This window comes from Leucobacter sp. CX169 (genome assembly GCF_017161405.1).
Lineage (GTDB): Bacteria > Actinomycetota > Actinomycetes > Actinomycetales > Microbacteriaceae > Cx-87.
Genome location: NZ_CP071051.1, coordinates 2533335 through 2551308 on the forward strand (window position 1 = coordinate 2533335; position 17974 = coordinate 2551308).

Annotated in this window: 12 protein-coding genes and 1 tRNA gene; 4 read left to right on the forward strand and 9 right to left on the reverse strand. The window is 65.0% G+C overall.

Annotation, left to right across the window (positions count from 1 at the left end):
• The first annotated feature begins 7 nt into the window (after nt 1-7).
• The gene (locus JW030_RS11610) at nt 8-832 is read left to right on the forward strand and encodes an endonuclease domain-containing protein (protein ID WP_188045668.1); all 825 of its coding nucleotides are present in this window, start codon (nt 8-10) and stop codon (nt 830-832) included.
• 361 nt (nt 833-1193) lie between these two features.
• Here JW030_RS11610 and JW030_RS11615 read toward each other — a convergent pair whose 3' ends face one another.
• The 3 genes from JW030_RS11615 to JW030_RS11625 form a co-directional block, all read right to left on the reverse strand.
• On the reverse strand, nt 1194-1757 hold the full coding sequence (locus JW030_RS11615; RefSeq protein WP_188045667.1) for a hypothetical protein: 564 nt from the start codon (nt 1755-1757) through the stop codon (nt 1194-1196).
• 321 nt (nt 1758-2078) lie between these two features.
• Nucleotides 2079-3008 carry an HtaA domain-containing protein gene (locus tag JW030_RS11620; RefSeq protein WP_188045666.1) on the reverse strand — a complete coding sequence of 310 codons (930 nt, stop codon included), beginning with the start codon at nt 3006-3008 and terminating at the stop codon, nt 2079-2081.
• 156 nt (nt 3009-3164) lie between these two features.
• Nucleotides 3165-6701, reverse strand: coding sequence for an HtaA domain-containing protein (locus JW030_RS11625; protein WP_188045665.1), 3537 nt, complete (start codon nt 6699-6701; stop codon nt 3165-3167).
• A 307-nt stretch (nt 6702-7008) separates the two neighbouring features.
• On the opposite strand from JW030_RS11625, the gene msrB reads away from it, so the two are divergent.
• Both msrB and JW030_RS11635 read left to right on the forward strand, forming a co-directional pair.
• Nucleotides 7009-7434, forward strand: coding sequence for a peptide-methionine (R)-S-oxide reductase MsrB (msrB, locus tag JW030_RS11630; RefSeq protein ID WP_188045664.1), 426 nt, complete (start codon nt 7009-7011; stop codon nt 7432-7434).
• Between the two features lie 5 nt (nt 7435-7439).
• The gene (locus JW030_RS11635) at nt 7440-8024 is read left to right on the forward strand and encodes a nitroreductase family protein (protein ID WP_241095450.1); all 585 of its coding nucleotides are present in this window, start codon (nt 7440-7442) and stop codon (nt 8022-8024) included.
• A 16-nt stretch (nt 8025-8040) separates the two neighbouring features.
• On the opposite strand, the gene JW030_RS11640 is transcribed toward JW030_RS11635, so the two are convergent.
• Entirely contained in the window at nt 8041-9003 is a 963-nt protein-coding gene (locus JW030_RS11640) for a DMT family transporter (RefSeq protein ID WP_188045663.1), read from the reverse strand.
• 124 nt (nt 9004-9127) lie between these two features.
• Here JW030_RS11640 and JW030_RS11645 point away from each other — a divergent pair, with 124 nt between their 5' ends.
• Nucleotides 9128-10330, forward strand: a complete 1203-nt coding sequence (locus tag JW030_RS11645) for an AI-2E family transporter (protein WP_188045662.1) — start codon at nt 9128-9130, stop codon at nt 10328-10330.
• A 268-nt stretch (nt 10331-10598) separates the two neighbouring features.
• Here the strand turns inward: JW030_RS11645 and JW030_RS11650 are convergent.
• From JW030_RS11650 to hpf, 5 genes are all read right to left on the reverse strand, one after another.
• A tRNA-Thr gene (locus JW030_RS11650) sits at nt 10599-10670 on the reverse strand.
• 40 nt (nt 10671-10710) lie between these two features.
• Nucleotides 10711-11664 (reverse strand): thioredoxin domain-containing protein, encoded by a 954-nt coding sequence (locus tag JW030_RS11655; RefSeq protein ID WP_188045661.1) that lies wholly within the window; start codon nt 11662-11664, stop codon nt 10711-10713.
• 42 nt (nt 11665-11706) lie between these two features.
• Nucleotides 11707-14466: a preprotein translocase subunit SecA gene (gene secA, locus JW030_RS11660; protein WP_188045660.1), complete on the reverse strand. Its 2760-nt coding sequence runs from the start codon at nt 14464-14466 to the stop codon at nt 11707-11709.
• A gap of 227 nt (nt 14467-14693) precedes the next feature.
• Complete coding sequence (locus tag JW030_RS11665; RefSeq protein ID WP_241095451.1) at nt 14694-16817, reverse strand: M1 family metallopeptidase; 2124 nt, start codon at nt 16815-16817, stop codon at nt 14694-14696.
• A 520-nt stretch (nt 16818-17337) separates the two neighbouring features.
• Complete coding sequence (hpf, locus tag JW030_RS11670) at nt 17338-17967, reverse strand: ribosome hibernation-promoting factor, HPF/YfiA family (protein WP_188045659.1); 630 nt, start codon at nt 17965-17967, stop codon at nt 17338-17340.
• Nucleotides 17968-17974 lie beyond the last annotated feature (7 nt).

The following is a 17974-nucleotide window of genomic DNA, read 5'->3' on the forward strand; positions in this document are numbered from 1 at the left end:
TGGACAAATGTCCGTTCCATCTGAACTGCGAAAGCTCGGCGGCATCGCCCGCACGGCGACGCTTCTCACGTCGGGATTCACCCGCTACGAGATCGCTCAGGCAGTCGCGCGCTCACTTGTCTTCCGGGTGACTAGAGGTTGGGTTGCCCTGCCCAACACTGATCCACTCTTGCTGCTCGCCGCACGACACAGCGTGACGATCTCCTGCATTTCCCGCGCAAAGCGGCTCGGACTCTGGGTGTTCAGCGAAGAGCGGACGCATGTCGCTTCCCTTCCAAATGGTCCACCACTTCATGACCCCCGCTTGGTCGTCCACCGCCACAGGCCGCTCGTCCCGCGTCACCCTGACCTGCTCGAGGACTCACTGGTCAACACCCTCGTCCTCGTCACCACCTGCGTGCCGCACGAAGAGGCCGTCGCCATTTGGGATTCTGCCCTGAACAAGAAGCTGACCGATCTTCATTCGCTCTCCCAGCTGGCGTTGCCTGCCCGCGCCCGAGACGTGTTGAACGACGCGACGCCGCTGGCAGATTCCGGGCTCGAGACCTACCTCCGTCAGCGGCTCGGCTGGACGAATGTTCCCCTCAAGTTGCAGGTCTGGCTATTCGGGCACCGCGTCGATGCGCTTCTGGGAGAGCGACTCGTCCTCCAGGTCGACGGCGGCTACCATGTCGGAGCCCAGCGCGACTCAGACAACCTCCACGACGCCCAACTGCGGCTCCGCGGCTACACCGTGATTCGCATCAGCTACCGCCAGCTGATCCATGAGTGGCCGGCAATGCAAGACCTCATCACCAACGCCATCGCGAATGGGCTCCACCGTGCCCACTAATACCCGCAGCATCCAGCCGTTCCTCGACAAACAGTTAGCAGTTGACGTGATCTGGAGCGGAACAATAGATCGGAAATGTCTCAATTAGCTTGTCTCCACTGTCCCGAATGCTTCAGGCAAGACAAGACCGCGCGAGGAATCTCATACCCTCCGCAGGGGCACAGGAAGATTGAATAACTATTTACAGTTCCGTCATAGATCACCGCAAGTAATTGCAGCAGGACCGATGGTCGACGTTAACCTGCCGCATGTCTTTCGATTGGCCCTAAGGATTGGTCAAGTTCGAAGCCTTCTTGAATGAGATGTCGAAGTATGGCGAAAGCACCTCAGGATGGAATGTGCGCCGGCTCAACTTGCGTCATTAGAACTGCTGATTGAGTTCCATGGAAACCTGCCGGAAGACCGCAGTCGGGGGCGTCGCGGCGCTCTGGGCAAGTTCCGCGCGAACCGCATTTGCAAGGGCCGCCATGTCCACAAACTGCGGATTGCTTGCGGCAATGCGTGACAGAGCCCCAGACGCGAATTCAATACTGGACATCGCTTCGCCAACCTCTCCGTTAGCCCCCAGCAGAAGTCCGTGATTCAACTGGGCGAATGCAAGCGGCCCGGCCATGTTGGAACCAGAGTCGCGATCTCGGCTGGCCTTCAGAATCTGAACAGCTCGTGACGATTGCGAAAGGGCCCCTGGCCAGTCTCCAATTGCTACACGCTCCCCAATCATCTGGAGCAGCCGCGTCACGTTTGACATTTCGACGCGCTGGAGGCTGCCGTGGAGCGAGCCGAAGACGATGCTGCAAAGAATCCAAAGGATTATCGACACGATCAGGGCAATCCACTGCCCCTGGAACAGCGAGACTACGCCCCATACAGTGATTCCGATCCACACAAATCCAACGAGGTTTCTTACGACCTTCAACGTATTCACTACTACCTCCACACTGAGTCTCGGACAGTTTCACCCATCAATTGACCCAGCCTATCGAGAAGGAGGTCAACCCGATGGAATTGCTAGGTACCAACTACGAACCATAGATCTATCCGACTCGGGCAAGAGGAGTGCATATGCACAAGCGCACATTCGACAGTTCTGACCGCGTTGCACATTATTGTTCAATAGGGCCACGCTGCATCGCTTGATGAGTATCTAGAGCAGCCATCCTCGTAGTGCGATGCGAGTCAGCAAGGTGGAAACGAACAACGGCGGCGGACGCGATTGCTCGCTCCCGCCGCCGTCAATCGTGAGTGGCTACGCGTTCGGGTCGGTCGGCGCCTCGCCTCGGGCCTCGTCGGGCGTCGATTCCGCGGCGTCGGCAGCAGCCGGCTTTCGCCCACTGCGCACGAGCGCGAACGTGGCACCGGCGATGACCAGCAACGCAACCGCACCGATGCCGATCGGCAGCCACGGAACTCCCGGCTGCTCTTCTTCAATCACACCGGTCACGGGTTCCGCAACCTCGCTTGGGGCCTCTTCCGCAGCCTTGTCCGCGGCATCAGCCTCCAGCGCGCAACCCTCGGCCTGCGCCGTCAGGCTCAGCGGGTCAACTTCTTCGCCCGCCGCGTAGAAGCCGCCGAATGCCGATGCCCCCTCCGCGGTAAAGCGACCTGGGGCGTCGACGATCTCGAGAGTCACGCCATTGACGATAATCGTTCCGGTGAGGTCGAGCTTGACGGCGCGCACCTGGGGCAGCGAGACGTCTGGCTCGCCAGTCTGCTTGGTCGAGGCCAGGTCGAGCAGCAAGTACGCCTCGGTTGGCGAGACGAGCTCGAGCGTCGGGTTCGCCACGTCCAGCTGCAGCAGCCCCTCGTGGCCAGTGAAGTGGACGCCACCGGTGAATCCGATCGTTCCGCTTCCATCGGCTTCGAGTGCGCCGGATCCCGCCGCCCAGCGGAACGCCGGGGTCTCGTACTCGACGCCGTCGTTCAACGTCCAGTCGCCATTCGCGATGGTGCCGGTGATGTACGCACGCCAGCGCTCGATCACGCCCCAGCTCAGCGACGCGTCGCTGATCGTGCAGCCAACTCCAGCCTCGGAGGCCACGGGTCCGGCGGCGGGCGAGGCGACCAAAGGCGTTGCGACGGCGGCCGGAGCCATAGCGCAGGCAGCAACAACTCCGAGAGCGGCGAAGGCCCCACCGAGCACGGCGGTCAGCTTGCGGGTGAGGGGGCGTACGTTCACGAGAATTGCATCCTTTGTTCGCCGGGAAGAAGAAGCGTGTCGTTCGGGGGTGATTCTGGCCGTAGCCACGAGCCGAATGGCCAGCCGAGGCAAGGGATGGAGGCGGCAAACCCGCCACGCTCCATCCCTACGACTCAAGAGCTGGACGATACCAGCCTAAATGGCAGAACCTGGGCCACTCTGTTCGAGTGCCTCCGCGGCCCGGCGGCGTGCGATCACTACGCCGACGAGCGAGCCTGCAACGAGCACCAAGGCCGCCGCGGCAGCCCACCAGAGTGCCGCGGAACCGGCGACAGGCGAGTCGGAGAATCCCACTGCCGCGATGGCCCCATCCTGCACCTCGAGGTCAGACGTGAGCACGGACTCCTTGGCTTCCTTGGTGAGTTCCTTCGCGATAGTGATCGTCGCGCCGGCGTCAGTGCTTCCCTGCAGGGTCAGCGTGTGGGTGCCCGTCAGATCCTTCGGCAGCGTACCAATCCAGCGCACCACACCGTTGGCGTCGGCACCGGCGTTGCGGTCGAGCACGATCGGGTCGGAGTAGAGCACGACCAAGATGCCGCGCTCGCCCGGCTCAAAGCCGCTTGCCTCGAACTCGATCGCGCCACCCGCAACGAGCTCGTCGGCAGGCGTCAGGATCCGGATGCCGGTGGTTGCAGGCGCGGCCGCTGCCGGCTGCCGGTTCAACTTGAGTGCTGCCGGGGAAACCACGGTCGTGCCGCCGGAAATCCCGGTGTTGACTGCGCCGACCGTGAAGCTCAGGCCGTCCATCGCCATCGCGTAGCTACCGAAGGAGAAGAAGCTGGCACCAGCGCCCGCCGGAGCAACTGGCACGTTGCGCCAGGTCACCGATCCATCCGCCGCGACCGATCGCGATGCTGCGCCTAGGTTCAGGTTCGCGAACAGCTGTCCATTCGCGTACAGCTGACCGGTCGTCGGGCTGGTGACCCGAATCATTGGGTTCGAGACCGACATGCTGAGCAGTCCGTGGTGTCCGGAGTAGCTCACGACGCCCGAGTACTGCACGCTGCCGGTCTGGCTCGCGCGGTCCCAGCTGCTGCTCGACGACTGGGGGAATACGTATCCACCGGCCCCACCGCCAGCACCGGAGGTCGTGATCGATCCCTTCGCCGTGTTCCCCGTGACGTACGCACCGAATGAGGATGAGATGCCCCAGGTCAGCGACCCTGGCTGGGTCGGGCCGGCCGGAACCGCGGGAGTCACCGGAGGCTTGGGCTCGGGAGCCTTCCCGAAGAGCTGGTCCCACTGCGCACCGCTGACCGAGACCAGGCTGCGGGCGAGGATGTTGTCCGCCGTGGGCTGAGTGTGCTGCTTCCAGACCAAGACCTCGTACTGCTTTGTGCGGTCGAGCTTCGCCTTCTCGGCCACCATCGAGGTCTTCAAGACTCCGTCGGTGATGGTGGGGAAGGGCATCGCGAATGCCGCGTAGCCGCCGTCTTGGCCGAGCGCTGCCTCAGTGCCACGCTCAATGAGGGCGGCGTAGGCGGTCGTTTCGGTGAACCCGGTGCCGCTGACACCGATCGTCAATGACGTGCCATCAGTCACCTTGGTGACGCTGCCCGACACCTTGGGGCCTTCGACCTTTCCGAAGATGGCATCCCAATTCGCGTCGCTCACCTCGACGTCAGCGCGGGCGTAAATGTTCTCCGCAATCGGCGCGGTGTGCTGCTTCCACACGAGCACCTCGTACTGCTTGGTGCGGTCGAGCTTCGCCTTCTCCGCGACCATCGAGACGTCGAGGATTCCGTCGGTGATCACCGGGAAAGGCAGCGCGAACGCGGCATATCCGCCGCTCGCGTCGAGAGACCCTTCGGTACCCCGCTCGATCAGCGCGACGTATGCAGCATTCGCTTCGAAACCGGATCCATCGACGGCGATCGTGAGCGACTTGCCTTCAGCGACGTCCGACACGGCGCCAGTGACGACCGGCTTCGCCGGGACAGCGAACTCCAGCGCGACCTTCGCGTCCTGCGAACGATCAGCCATCGCCGTGTGATTCGCGATCGTGTACACCGCAGTCGAACCAGTCTTGGGAGTCACCGCAAGAGTTGTCTCGAATGAGCCATCCGCCGCGAACTCAAGTCCGCGCCCCGAACCGTTCTGCCACACGAGCTTCGCACCCGTAGTGCAGCCACTGTTGATGAAGTTGAAGTCGACCTGATCGAGCGGGATGTCCGTGCAGAGCGTCACGTAGATCGCCTGGGCCGGGTTGTAGCCAGTGCCGCGGACCGTCACCGTATCGCCGTCAGGGTTCAGTCCGGTCGACGGCGTGACCGTCAGCTTCGGGCGAACCGCAGCAAAGCCGAGCGTGACCTTTGCGTCCTGCGAACGATCAGCCATCGCCGTGTGGTTCGCGATCGTGTACACCGCAGTCGAACCAGTCTTCGGGGTCACCGCGAGCGACACTTCAAACGAACCATCGGCCGCAAACTCAGTGCCTCGGCCCGAACCAGCCGCAGAGATCTGCTTTGCGCCTGTGGCGCACCCACTGTTGATGAAGTTGAAGTCGACCTGATCGAGCGGCACATCCGTGCAGAGCGTCACGTAGATCGCCTGGGCCGGGTTGTAGCCCGTGCCGCGCACCGTCACCGTGTCACCCTCGGGGTTGAGGCCCGTCGACGGCGTCACCGTCAGCTTCGGACGAACCGCGGCGAACCCCAGCGTCACCTTCGCGTCCTGCGAACGATCACCCATCGCCGTGTGGTTCGCGATCGTGTAAACCGCGGTCGAACCCGCCTTCGGAGAAACAGGGAGCGTCGTCTCAAACGAGCCATCCGCCGCGAACTCAAGTCCGCGCCCCGAACCGTTCTGCCACACGAGCTTCGCACCCGTAGTGCAGCCACTATTAATGAAGTTGAAGTCCACCTGATCGAGCGGAATATCAGTGCACAGCGTCACGTAGATCGCCTGCGCCGGGTTGTAGCCCGTACCGCGCACCGTGACCGTGTCACCCTCGGGATTGAGGCCCGTCGACGGCGTCACTGTCAGCTTCGGCGCGAAGCGCAGCGTCACCTTCGCGTCCTGCGTGCGGTCACCCATCGCTGTGTGATTCGCGATCGTGTAGACGGCGGTCGAACCCGCCTTCGGGTTCACGGTGATGGTGGTTTCAAAGGATCCGTCAGCCGCGAACTCCAAGCCGCGCCCGGAGCCGTTCTGCCAGACCAGCTTCGCGCCCGTAGTGCAGCCACTGTTGATGAAGTTGAAGTCGACCTGATCGAGCGGGATGTCCGTGCAGAGCGTCACGTAGATCGCCTGCGCCGGGTTGTACCCCGTACCGCGCACGGTAACCGTGTCGCCGGGGTTGAGCCCGATCGACGGGGTCACGGTGAGGGTCGGGGTCGACTGGGCCGCGGGGGCCGCCTCGGTGGCAGCCGGGGCGGCCTCAGCAGCAGTCTGGGGGGCGGCGGGCGCGAGGGGCGCTTCCGGTTCAGCGGGAGCCTCGGGCTCGGCCGGTGCTTCGGGCGCAGCGGGCGCAACTGGCGCAGCAGGATCGGCGCTGTCGGCCGGCGCAACGGCGGCCGGGGCCTCTGTCGCGACGGGCGGAGCGGCGACCTCATCGGCCGCATATGCGGCGTTGCCGCCAAGCACGAGTGATCCGGCGAAGAGGCCGGTGACGAGTGCCGCGGCAAGCGCAGTGCGCGCACGACCAAACAGCGTCCGATTGGATTCGGGCATGTCGAGGAGACCCCTTCAGAGGTACGGGCAGTGCCCGAAGCGGCTTGCAGGAGCAAAATTCGCTCGTGCAAGGTGGCGCCAGCACCGGCACCGAGAGTCGAACAGGCGACCCTAACTCGAAGTTAGGAGAACCTTAGTCAGATGAATTTCATCAGACCTTATGAGGCCATGTCAACTCCGGGGCGCAATATCACCCTATCCCGCCCCTCCTCCGAGCGAATTTCGGCACTTCGGACTCTCGACTGACCGGCGTACACTGGGCCCGTCGGCGAGCATCGGCCCGACACGCGAAGCGAGAGGCACGCCCATGACAGACGCATCCGGCAACTACCCCGTGCAGCGCAGTGACGACGAGTGGCGCGAGACCCTCGGCGCGGACGAGTTCCAGATCCTGCGCCGTGCGGCAACCGAGCGTCCCGGGACGGGCGAACTGCTGAACGAAGAGCGCGACGGCATCTACCGCTGCGGCGCCTGCAAGAGTGAGCTGTTCATCAGCGGAACCAAGTTCGATTCTGGCTGCGGGTGGCCCAGCTTTTACGAGAGCATCCGCCCCGAGGCGGTCGAGCTGATCGAAGACACTACCCTCGGTATGACGCGCACCGAGGTGCGCTGCGCGAATTGCGGTTCACACCTCGGCCACGTCTTCCCGGACGGCTTTGGCACGCCGACCGGCGACCGGTACTGCATGAACTCGCTCGCGCTCACGTTCGAGCCCGGCACCCCGAAGGTGTGATCCGCGTGAACTTCGACGAACAGAGCCCCCAGCCCGCCCTAGCCGCGGTGCGCAGTCGGCGGTCACGGTCAAAGGTCACCGACCTCGCCCCCACCCATGAGGAGCTTGCCGAGCTCGTGCAGGCTGCCGCTGGGGTTGCCGATCACTCGAAGCTGCGCCCCTGGCGCCTCATCGAGCTGCGCGGCGATGCTCGTGCACGGGTGGGCGAGGCCCTCGCCGCCGCCCAGTCCGCGCCGGAACGCGCTGAAGAGCGCGCGATCGAGCGCCAGGTCGCGAAGACCGAGCGCGCGCCACTCTTGATCGCCATCGTGAGCTCGCCAGTGCCGAGCCTCAAGGTGCCCCTCTGGGAACAGGAGGCGACGACCTCCGGCGTCGCACACGTCCTGAGCCTCCTGCTCGACGAAGCGGGCTGGGGCGTCCTGTGGCGCACGGGACTCCTCACTCGAACAGCCGAGGTCGCCCGCGCACACCGGCTATCTCCGAATGAGGTGCTCCTCGGTTGGCTCTACGTCGGCGGCTTGCGCTCCGACGACCGCCAGCGCAAAGACCGCTCGCCGATCGACCTCAAAGGCCGCCTGAGCTCGCTATAGCAGCGCCCACAAGAACCTAGCTCGCAGTGGCCGACGCCGGAGTGCGCTTCCGACTCGGCAGGCAGGCGATAACCACCGCGACGAGCGCGATACCCGCACCGAGCAGCAGCTCGTTCCCGCCTCGCCCGGGAACCGGCGCGACCGCGTCGAGCACGAGAGCGCCGATCAGCTGTCCGGCGACGTTGGACATACTCAGCAAGAGCACCCCGGCCGAGCGCACAAAGATCGCGGCGAGAGCGATGAAGAGGCAGCCGAGCGGCCCACCCGCGTACCACCACCACTCCCCTGGCCAATCGGTGGGCCAGCCGCGCAGCCCGACCGAAATCGCGGCGGCGATGCCCAGCGCAACCGTGCCAACGACGAAGTTGATAAACGTCGCCGTGATGGCGCTTTCCGCGACGCTCCGCACGAGGCCATTGACCGCGGACTGCCAGGAGACGGCGAGGCCGGCGAGCAGCGGGAGGATGAGCAGGGCGACGCCGGAGGAATCACCGAGCCCGGTCCAGGCCGAAACGGCGACCGCGATGATCGCGAGCACGGCACCAAACACCCGTGGGATGGTCGGCACGACGCGCCCGCCCGGGCCGAGCCCGATCCGGTCGAGCACCAGGCCACCAACCACCTGACCCGCAACAATGCCGACAGTGAAGAGCGCGACGCCCAACACCCCGACGGCGACCCCCTGCGAGATCACGAAGAACGCGCCACAGAGACCCCCTAGGAGCGCCCAGGCGGGGAAGCCGCGCTCACGCACCCCCGCACGCACACGCCCGAGCCCCGCCCGCGCGTTGGACGACAGCGCGACCGCGAGAATCATGACGAGCAGGCCCGCACCAAATGAGATCGCGGCGGCGAGGATCCCGTTGTCGATTGTGGCGCCGAGCCCGCCATTGAGGCGCGACTGCGAAGCGACGAGAATTCCGGCGACGCCAGAACCCAAAAGAGCGATCCAAACTGGGATTCCTCGCGGCGCACTCATCCCCTAACAGTACCGCCGCGCGGGCCCACCCCATGGCCCGTCCAGTACTTGCCCCCTAAGCTGGGCCTCCCGGGCATGCGCCCAAGGCAGCGCGGGAAGCGACGCGACATCGAGGGAGCACGCAATGTTTGGACGGCGATCAGATAGGCGACGCGCAGAGCAGGCATTCGCCGCAGGCGCAGCCGCCGCCCGGCCGGCACCGCGCGACGCGAACCCGGCCGTCGACCGCACCCCAGAACCGCCCGTGCACCGGGGCCTCTGGAGCCAGGGATTCGGCTTCATCGCGACCCGGTCCATCCAGATCATTGCGGTCGTGGCGTTGCTCATCGCCGTCATCTGGGGCCTGCAATCGCTCACGATCGTAGTCATCCCGATCCTGCTCGCGCTCATCATCGCGAGCGCGTTTGCGCCGGTCATGCGATGGATGCGCGCTCACCGCGTGCCGGACGCGCTGGCCACGGTACTCGTCTTGGTCGCGGTGCTCCTCATCTTGACCGGCGTCGGCTGGCTCATTGTCTCGGCCGTGCGCGACCAGTGGGACGACCTCTCCGCGCAGGCGCAGGACGGCTTCGAGCAGGTGCTCGAGTGGGGCCGCCACCTGCCGTTCGCCCCGAGTGCCGACCAGTTTGCGGACTGGCAGAAGACGGTCATCGACTTTCTCACGAGCAGCCAGTTCGGCAGCGGCGCGCTTGCCGGCGTCGGAGCCGTCTCAAACTTTGTGACCGGGCTCGTGCTCATGATCGTCGTGCTGTTCTTCTTCCTCAAGGACGGCCCCAGGATCTGGTCGTTCATGCTGCGCCCGTTCCACGACGATCACCTTGAGCGCGCGCGTCGGGTCGGGGAGAAGACAGTGCAGACCTTCGGGTCATACATTCGCGGTACGGCTGCGGTGGCGCTCGTTGACTCGATCGGCATCGGTATCGGCATCACGATCCTGCAGGTGCCGCTCGCCCTGCCGCTCTCGGTGCTCGTCTTCCTGCTCTCGTTCATTCCCCTGGTCGGCGCCACGGTCGCCGGGATCCTGGCAGCCCTCGTCGCCCTCGTTGCAAATGGGCCCGTGAACGCGCTGCTCGTGATCGGCGTCGTTGTGCTGGTGAATCAGCTCGAGGGGAACTTCCTGCAGCCCGTCCTGATGGGCCGCGCCCTCAAGCTGCACGCGCTCGTTATCTTGCTGGCGTTGACCGTCGGCACCGTCCTCGGCGGGATCCTGGGCGCCGTGCTGGCTGTCCCGATCGCGGCCGTCGCCTGGGGCGTCGTCAAGGTCTGGGATGGCCCTGACCTCGCCGCTCGTTGGGCGAGGCCCCGCAAGGAGCTCGAGCAGGTCTAGCGGCTCGCTGCGCGCGCAGGCACCTGCAGGGTAGGCGTGCCCGGGCACGCTGTTCCGGTGCGCGGTGCCGGTGCGCGGCAACCCGGCCACCACATAACGGAGCAATCTGCGTTATCGGAGCCCAAAACCTGACTCGGGGGCTCCAACAACTCAGATTCCTCCGAGAAGTACGCGCCAGCGGACGCAACCCGGCCTACACACACAAAACACAACCGCCGGGCCCCATACGGGACCCGGCGGTTGTGGACATTTTGCAACATCACATTCGAGCCGGCTGCGGGATTTGAACCCGCGACCTTCGCTTTACAAGAGCACTGCGCTACCACTGCGCCAAGCCGGCTTGTGCCCGCCCGAGAGACCCGGGCGGGCGGTGTGGAGCGTTACTCCGACTTCTTCGTATCTGCCGCAGCACCGTTTCCGGTTACCTCAGCGTACTTCTTCAGGAGGAATTCTTCCAAAGACGTGTCGAGCGGCGCAACCTCACCGTTCACCAGCACGGTCGGGGTGCTCGTGATGCGCTGGGGCTTGTCGGGATCCTGCAGTGACCCGTCCTGCGAACCGGTCGGGAGCGCGACGCCCTCGGCGAGGTTCGGCACGGGACCGTTCAGCATGCGCTGGGTCTGCTTGTCAATGTTGGCGCCGAAGCGGTTTTCCTTGACGCACGAGACGAGCGCCGGATCCAGCTTGGCGCCAGCCTTCTCGGCCTGCTTCAGCAGCTCGTCACTCGTGAGGCCCTGCGTCTGCTCCGCGGGCTGCACGTCCTTGCTCATCAGGCGCTGGTTGAACTTCCAAGCGGCCTTGGGCTGCTGCTCAACGACGCACGCGAACGCATTCGCGGCACGTGTCGAGTACTTCGTTCCCGCGGACTGCGGGTCGAGGATGTTCAGCGGGTACAGCTCGACCGTCGCCTGCCCGTTGCCGGCCCAGTTCTCGAGCACCGATCCGTTGAGCTGCTCGAACTGGCCGCAGAACGGGCACATGTAGTCCTGGTAGACCACGATGTCGAGCGGGGCCTTCTCGCGGTCGACCTTGGTCGGCACGATGTCGGCGCCATCCTTGAGCGCGGGGGTCTCTTGCACGACGAGATCGGCACCGAAGACGGCACCGCCGCTGGCCATGTTCTTCGGCCCGGGGCCGATCGGGCGCATCGAGGTCGTGATGACGATCGCGACGATGGCGATGACCGCCAGGATCGCGAGCGCTACGCCACCCTGCAGGAGGCGCCGATTGCGCTTCTCCTTCTGCTGCTGCTTGGCCCGCGCCGCTTTCGCGTCGGCACGTGCCTGCTCACGGCGCTGGCTCTTCGTGGGGCGGGAATTCGCCTCATTGGACATTGATGTCTCCCGTGCTTCGTATGGTCAAAGGGCCCTGAGGGGCTACTTCTTCTTGCGGCGATCCGCGCGGTTCGTCGGAGCAGCGTCGTCGGTCGGTACCTGCTGGCCAAAGGCGCCGCGCTGGGCAGCCTGCTGCTTCGCCGTGGCGGCCTGGTTGACCCGGCCGCTCGCGCCGCGCACCTCAGCATCGCCGTCCTCGCTGGGAGCGGTGTAGCTGAGCTTCGACTGATCGATCCCCTGCTCGGTCTCTTCGATGCCGCCACCCTGGAGGTGGACGTGACCGTCCGGGCTTTCCGCCGCGGGCCGCACCTGCACCTCGAGGTGGTAGAGCAGGCCCATGGCCTCCTCCTTGATCTGGCCCATCATGCTGTTGAACAGCGTGAAGCCCTCGCGCTGGTATTCCACGATCGGGTCGCGCTGCGCCATTGCGCGCAGGCCGATGCCCTCGCGCAGGTACTCCATCTCGTAGAGGTGGTCGCGCCAGCGGCGGTCAATCGTCGAGAGCACGACGCGTCGCTCGAGCTCGCGCATCGCCTCCGTGCCGAGGGCCGCCTCGCGGCCCGCGTACACGTGCTCGGCGTCCGACAGGATCTCCTTGCGCATGAAGTCGCGGTTGACACTGCCGCGGCTTCCGGCCTCGGCAATGACCTCGTCGATCGTCAGGCTGATCGGGTAGAGCTGCTTGAAGTCGGCCCACAGCGCGTCGAAGTCCCAGTCGTCGCCGTTGCCGGTCGAGGTGTGAGTGTCGAGAATCGCGTCGATGACATCGGTGCGGAACGCGTTGACGCGATCCTCGATGGCTTCGCCGTTCAGGATCTGGGCGCGGTCGCCGTAGATCGCCTTGCGCTGGCGGTCGAGCACGTCGTCATACTTGAGGACGTTCTTGCGAATCTCAGCGTTGCGCGCCTCGACCTGGCTCTGGGCGCTCTGGATGGCGCGGCTGACGACCTTGGACTCAATCGCCATGTCATCGGGCACACCGCTGCGGTTCATCAGGGCCGCTGCGGCACCCGAGTTGAACAGTCGCATGAGGTCGTCGGTCAGCGACAGGTAGAAGCGGCTCTCGCCCGGGTCACCCTGACGACCTGAACGACCGCGCAGCTGGTTGTCGATGCGGCGCGACTCGTGGCGCTCAGTGCCGAGCACGTAGAGCCCGCCGGCCTCGACGACCTTATCGGCCTCGGTCTGCACGGTCTCCTTGACCGCGGCGAACACGTCGTCCCACGCGTCCTCGTACTCGTCCGGCGTCTCGGTGGTCGAGAGCCCGCGGGCCGCCATCTCAGAGACCGCGAGGAACTCAGCGTTGCCGCCGAGCATGATGTCAGTACCGCGGCCGGCCATGTTGGTGGCGACGGTAACCGAGCCGAGCCGACCCGCCTGCGCGATGATGGCGGCCTCGCGCGCGTGATTCTTGGCGTTCAAGACCTCGTGGCGGACGCCGGCCTTCGCGAGCAGCCGCGAGAGGTATTCGCTCTTTTCGACGCTGGTCGTGCCGACGAGCACGGGCTGCCCCGCCTCGTGACGCTCGGCGATGTCCTTGACGACCTCGGCGAACTTGACCTCTTCGTTCTTGTACACGAGGTCCGGCTGGTCGACGCGACGCATCGGCTTGTTCGTCGGGATCGAGACGACGCCCAGCTTGTAGGTGCCCATGAACTCGGCAGCCTCGGTCTCGGCAGTACCCGTCATGCCCGAGATCTTCTCGTACAGGCGGAAGTAGTTCTGCAGCGTGACGGTGGCGAGCATCTGGTTCTCGGCCTTGACCTGCACGCCTTCCTTGGCCTCGATGGCCTGGTGCATGCCCTCGTTGTAGCGGCGCCCGGCCAGGATGCGGCCGGTGTGCTCGTCAACGATCAGCACCTCGCCGTTGAGCACGACGTAGTCCTTGTCGCGCGCGAAGAGCGCCTTTGCCTTGATGGCGTTGTTCAGGAAGGAGATCAGCGGGGTGTTCACCGACTCGTAGAGGTTGTGGATGCCGAGGTAGTCCTCGACCTTTTCGATGCCGGGCTCGAGCACACCGATCGTGCGCTTCTTCTCGTCGACCTCGTAGTCGGTGCCCGGGACGAGCTTGCGCACCAGCTGCGCGAAGTCCGCGAACCAGCGGTTGGCCTCGCCCGATGACGGTCCCGAGATGATCAGCGGCGTGCGCGCCTCATCGATCAGGATCGAGTCGACCTCGTCGATGATGACGAAGAAGTGATCGCGCTGCACGCGCTCGATCGCCGACGCCGCCATGTTGTCGCGCAGGTAGTCAAAGCCGAACTCGTTGTTCGTCCCGTACGTGATGTCGGCGGCATATTGCTTGCGGCGCTCGGTCGGATCCTGCCCGGCAATGATGCAGCCGGTCGTCATGCCAAGCGCACGGAAGACGCGGCCCATGAGCTCGCTCTGGTAGCTCGCGAGGAAGTCGTTGACCGTGACGACGTGAACGCCTTTGCCGGCCAGTGCGTTGAGGTATGCGGGGAGCGTGGCGACGAGGGTCTTGCCCTCACCGGTCTTCATCTCCGAGATGTTGCCGTGGTGCAGGTTGATGCCACCCATGATCTGTACGTCGAAGTGACGCAGGCCGAGTGTACGCTTCGAGGCCTCGCGCACCGCGGCGAAGGCCTCGGGCAGCAGGTCGTCCAGGCTCTCGCCCGCGGCGATGCGCTCACGGAACGACGCCGTTTCGCCGCGCAGCTCGTCGTCACTCAGCTCAGTGAAGGAGTCCTCAAGCTTGGCCACCAGCTGGGCCTGGCGTTCCAGCTTCTTCAGGTTGCGACCTTCGCCGAAGCGGAGGACTTTCTCGAGGACAGTAGCCACGTTGATTATCTCCTGTGCCGTGCGGGCGGCCCCACCGCGTAAGGCGGTGCGCCGGTCGTTGCCGAATTGTGACAACGCCTCAGCCTAGCAATACCGGCGGGCGGCACCACTGAGAGTCAGCGGATTCACCCGCGGCGTTCGTTGGCCGCGAAATTTGAGGGGGTGGGGTGTGCGGGGGAACGCACGATGCCCCGGGCACTTGGCCCGGGGCATCGTGTCTTCGTTATCTACTCAGCGACCGTGCGCCGACGCGCGAGCAGCAGGGCCCCGCCGCCGAGCAGCAGGAGTGCCGCTGCACCTCCGGCGACCCACAGCCCGGCGTCGTCCGAACCGGTTGACGACAGGCCCGATCCATTGCCCGTGCCCGTTGCCGGCGGCTTGGTGTCGACCGGGGCCGCGACCAGCTCAATATCGGCCCAACCAATCAAGAGTCCGATCGAGTCGAACACCGCCACGCGGTGCTTGCCCAGGGGAGCATTCGCGGGAATCTTGAACTTCGCCGCGGCCTCGGCCACCGCGCTCGCACCGAGATCAAGGGGGTCCGAGAACAGCACACCCGTGACCGTGGTGCCGTTGTAGGCATCGTTCGCGAAATCAACCGTGATCATGTCGCCGGGGACCGCCGTCGCCGGAACCACAAGGTCACCGCGGTTGCTGTCGGTGAGGTCGTCGTCGGTGATCACCGGGACCGCCGCGGTGGTGTGCGCGGTCGCACAGGTGGTGCACGTCGATCCGAGCGAGCCGGAAGCGGTCGCGTCGAGCGCCGCATCGTAGGCGCGATCGCTGAGTTTCACGCTGAAGTTCGCCGTGGCGGCGTTCGTGCCGGTCGTCGTGGGGACCGCCCAGTTCAGGGTGGTGCCCGTCAGCGTCAGACTCGGATCGAGCGCCGCGGTGTCCAGCGTCGCGTCGTCGAGCACCCCGGCGAGGTCCACCTGCGCCGTGCCGGCAAGGTCAACCTGCCCGGCGTTCGTCGCGGTCAGCGTGTACGTGATCTCGTCACCCGGAGCGACCACTCCGTCGGCAGGATCGCTGCCGAGGCCGAGTGTCCAGAACGACGGCCAGGCTGGCTTGTCTGTGTCGTAGATCCAGTCTTGGAAGAAGGCCGTCAGGTCCTTGCCCGACATCTCGCTTGCCAGGGAGATGAAGTTCTCCGTCACCATGCTCTTGCCGTTGTTGTTCTGCGTCCACGCCTGCAGGATCGCGAAGAACGTGTCGTCGCCGACGACCTGGCGGAGGGCCTCGAAGGTCATTCCGCCACGGGTGTACACCTGCCAGCCAAAGAGCTGCCTCTGGTCGGTCATCGCCGCGGAGGCCACCGTCCAGTTCGCGCTGCCGGGGGCCGTGCTGCGCCAGGTGTTGTGGTAGGTCGTCTTCGTCGCGGTTCCGCCGTGACCCTCGTTGTAGAGGTTCGAGGCGTAGCTCGCCTGGCCCTCGCTGATCCAGATGCTGTTCCAGTCTGCGGGGGTGACCGCGGTGCCGAACCACTGGTGCGCCATCTCGTGCACGAGGGTGCTCTTGCCCGGGGTGCTCGGGAAGTAGGAACGGTCCTGCGTTTCCAGGGCGTAGCCCACGTTCGAGATGTCCACCACGAAGCCCGTGCTGTTGCCGGGGTAGGGCCCGTACTTGCTCTCGAGGAACTGCGTGATCTCTTGAATCTCCTTGCGGCGCAGTTCGGTCGTCGCCTTGGCGCTGGTCGACAGCTCCGAGTCGACGAACGTCCACTCGGGGATCACCTTTCCGCTGAGCAAGGTGATGCTGCCCTCGGTGATGTCGTAGTTGCCAATGCCGAGCATGGCCGACATGGTGGCCATCTGGTTCTGCTGGCTCCAGTTCCACGTGGTTTCCAGGCCATCCTCCGACACCGCTTTGCCGACCATCTCGCCGTTGCTCACGGCGCCAGCGGGCTTGCCGCCGATGGTGGTCGGGACGGTCAGCGCAATATCGAAGGTCGCCTTGTCTGCGGGGGTGTTGTTACTCGGCAGCCAAGCCATCGCGCCGACCGGCTGACCGAGCACGATTGCGCCGTCGGGGGTGTGGTACCAGCCCTCTTCTGATCCGTCGTTGTCGTTGTGCGTCACGGGAACACCCGAGTAGTTCACCACCGCGGTGAAGTCGCCAACCACCGGGGTGGCGGGAACGATATGCAGCTTGTACGACTCGATCGTGCTGTCGCTCGATCGGGTGAAGGTTGCCGGGGCCCCATTGACCGTGATCGCGTCAACATTCATGCCTTCGAAGTCGAGCGAGAAACTGCCGAGCTCGACCGGCGCGTTCGCGGTGATCGTGTTCTGAGCAACGACCGATCTCGCGGCCCGGTCCGTCTTCGCGTCGAATGTGTAGTTAATGTCCACGTCGTAGTGCTTGACGTCGTACCCGGTGTTCCCGATTCCGGCGAAGAGCGAGTCACCGATACTCGGTGCGCCATCAATAGGGGGCCGCGTAGGCCGCGCTCATCCCCATCAGCGGCAACGTGCACGCGATCAGCGAGGCCGTCGCGATCGAGAGTCCCCTCTTGCCTCGCTGTCGCCGTGGGCTTCGATCCGGTGTGTACTCCCCGGCTATCTCCTGCTTCTGCCAAAACGCCATATATTTGCTCCCCAAATACTCGTCACCGCTTCATTGCTTAGGTCGCCCAAAATCAGCTTTGATCTCGGATGTACGCGGCCCGCCGGGCTCCCGGCATTCCGACGAACCTAGCAATTTACTGAGGACGTTCCTAGGCCTTGCCCGGGCAGATTCGTCTCGTACTTTCTGGAGCGCTCCAGAAGAATCATGGTGGCGGCGAGCGCCTCCGCCAGACAAGGAGATGCCCCGGGCACTGGGCCCGGGGCATTTCCTTTACAGCTTCGCAGCGAACGCCGCAGCTCGGTTCTACTCGGCTTCGGCGAGACTAATCACGCCGTAGTCCCAGCCCTTGCGGCGGTACACGACGCTCGGCTTGCCCGAGGTGTGCTCGACGAACAGGAAGAAGTCGTGTCCGACGAGTTCCATCTGGTCGACGGCTTCCTCGACACTCAGGTTCGCGGCGGGGAATTCCTTGCTGCGAATGACGACGGGACTGTACGGAGCCTCTTCGGACGGCTGCACCGGCACGTTCCCGGTGGCCACCGCCTCGATAACCTCGAGCGGCGCCGGGGTGATGTCGACCTGCGCAAAGTCATGCTCTGCGGCCTCGCCGAGTGAGAGACGCCCACGGCCGCGGCGATCGCTGCGGCGTTCCTTCGCGCGACGGATGCGCTCGAGCACTCGGCCGTACGCAATGTCGAAGGCGGTGTACTTGTCACTGCCCTCGGATTCGGCTCGAATCACTGGCCCGGGGCCGATGATCGTCACCTCAACCCGGTCGCCGTTTTTCGGGCTTCGATCGCTGAGGCGAGAGACTCGAACCTCGAACGCTTGGGCTTTGGGAAGCAGCCCCGCGACCTTGTCGGTCTTTGCGCTCACATAACTTTCGAAGCGATCCGTGATCCCGACATTACGTCCTCGGATGTTCACGTCCATGGTGACC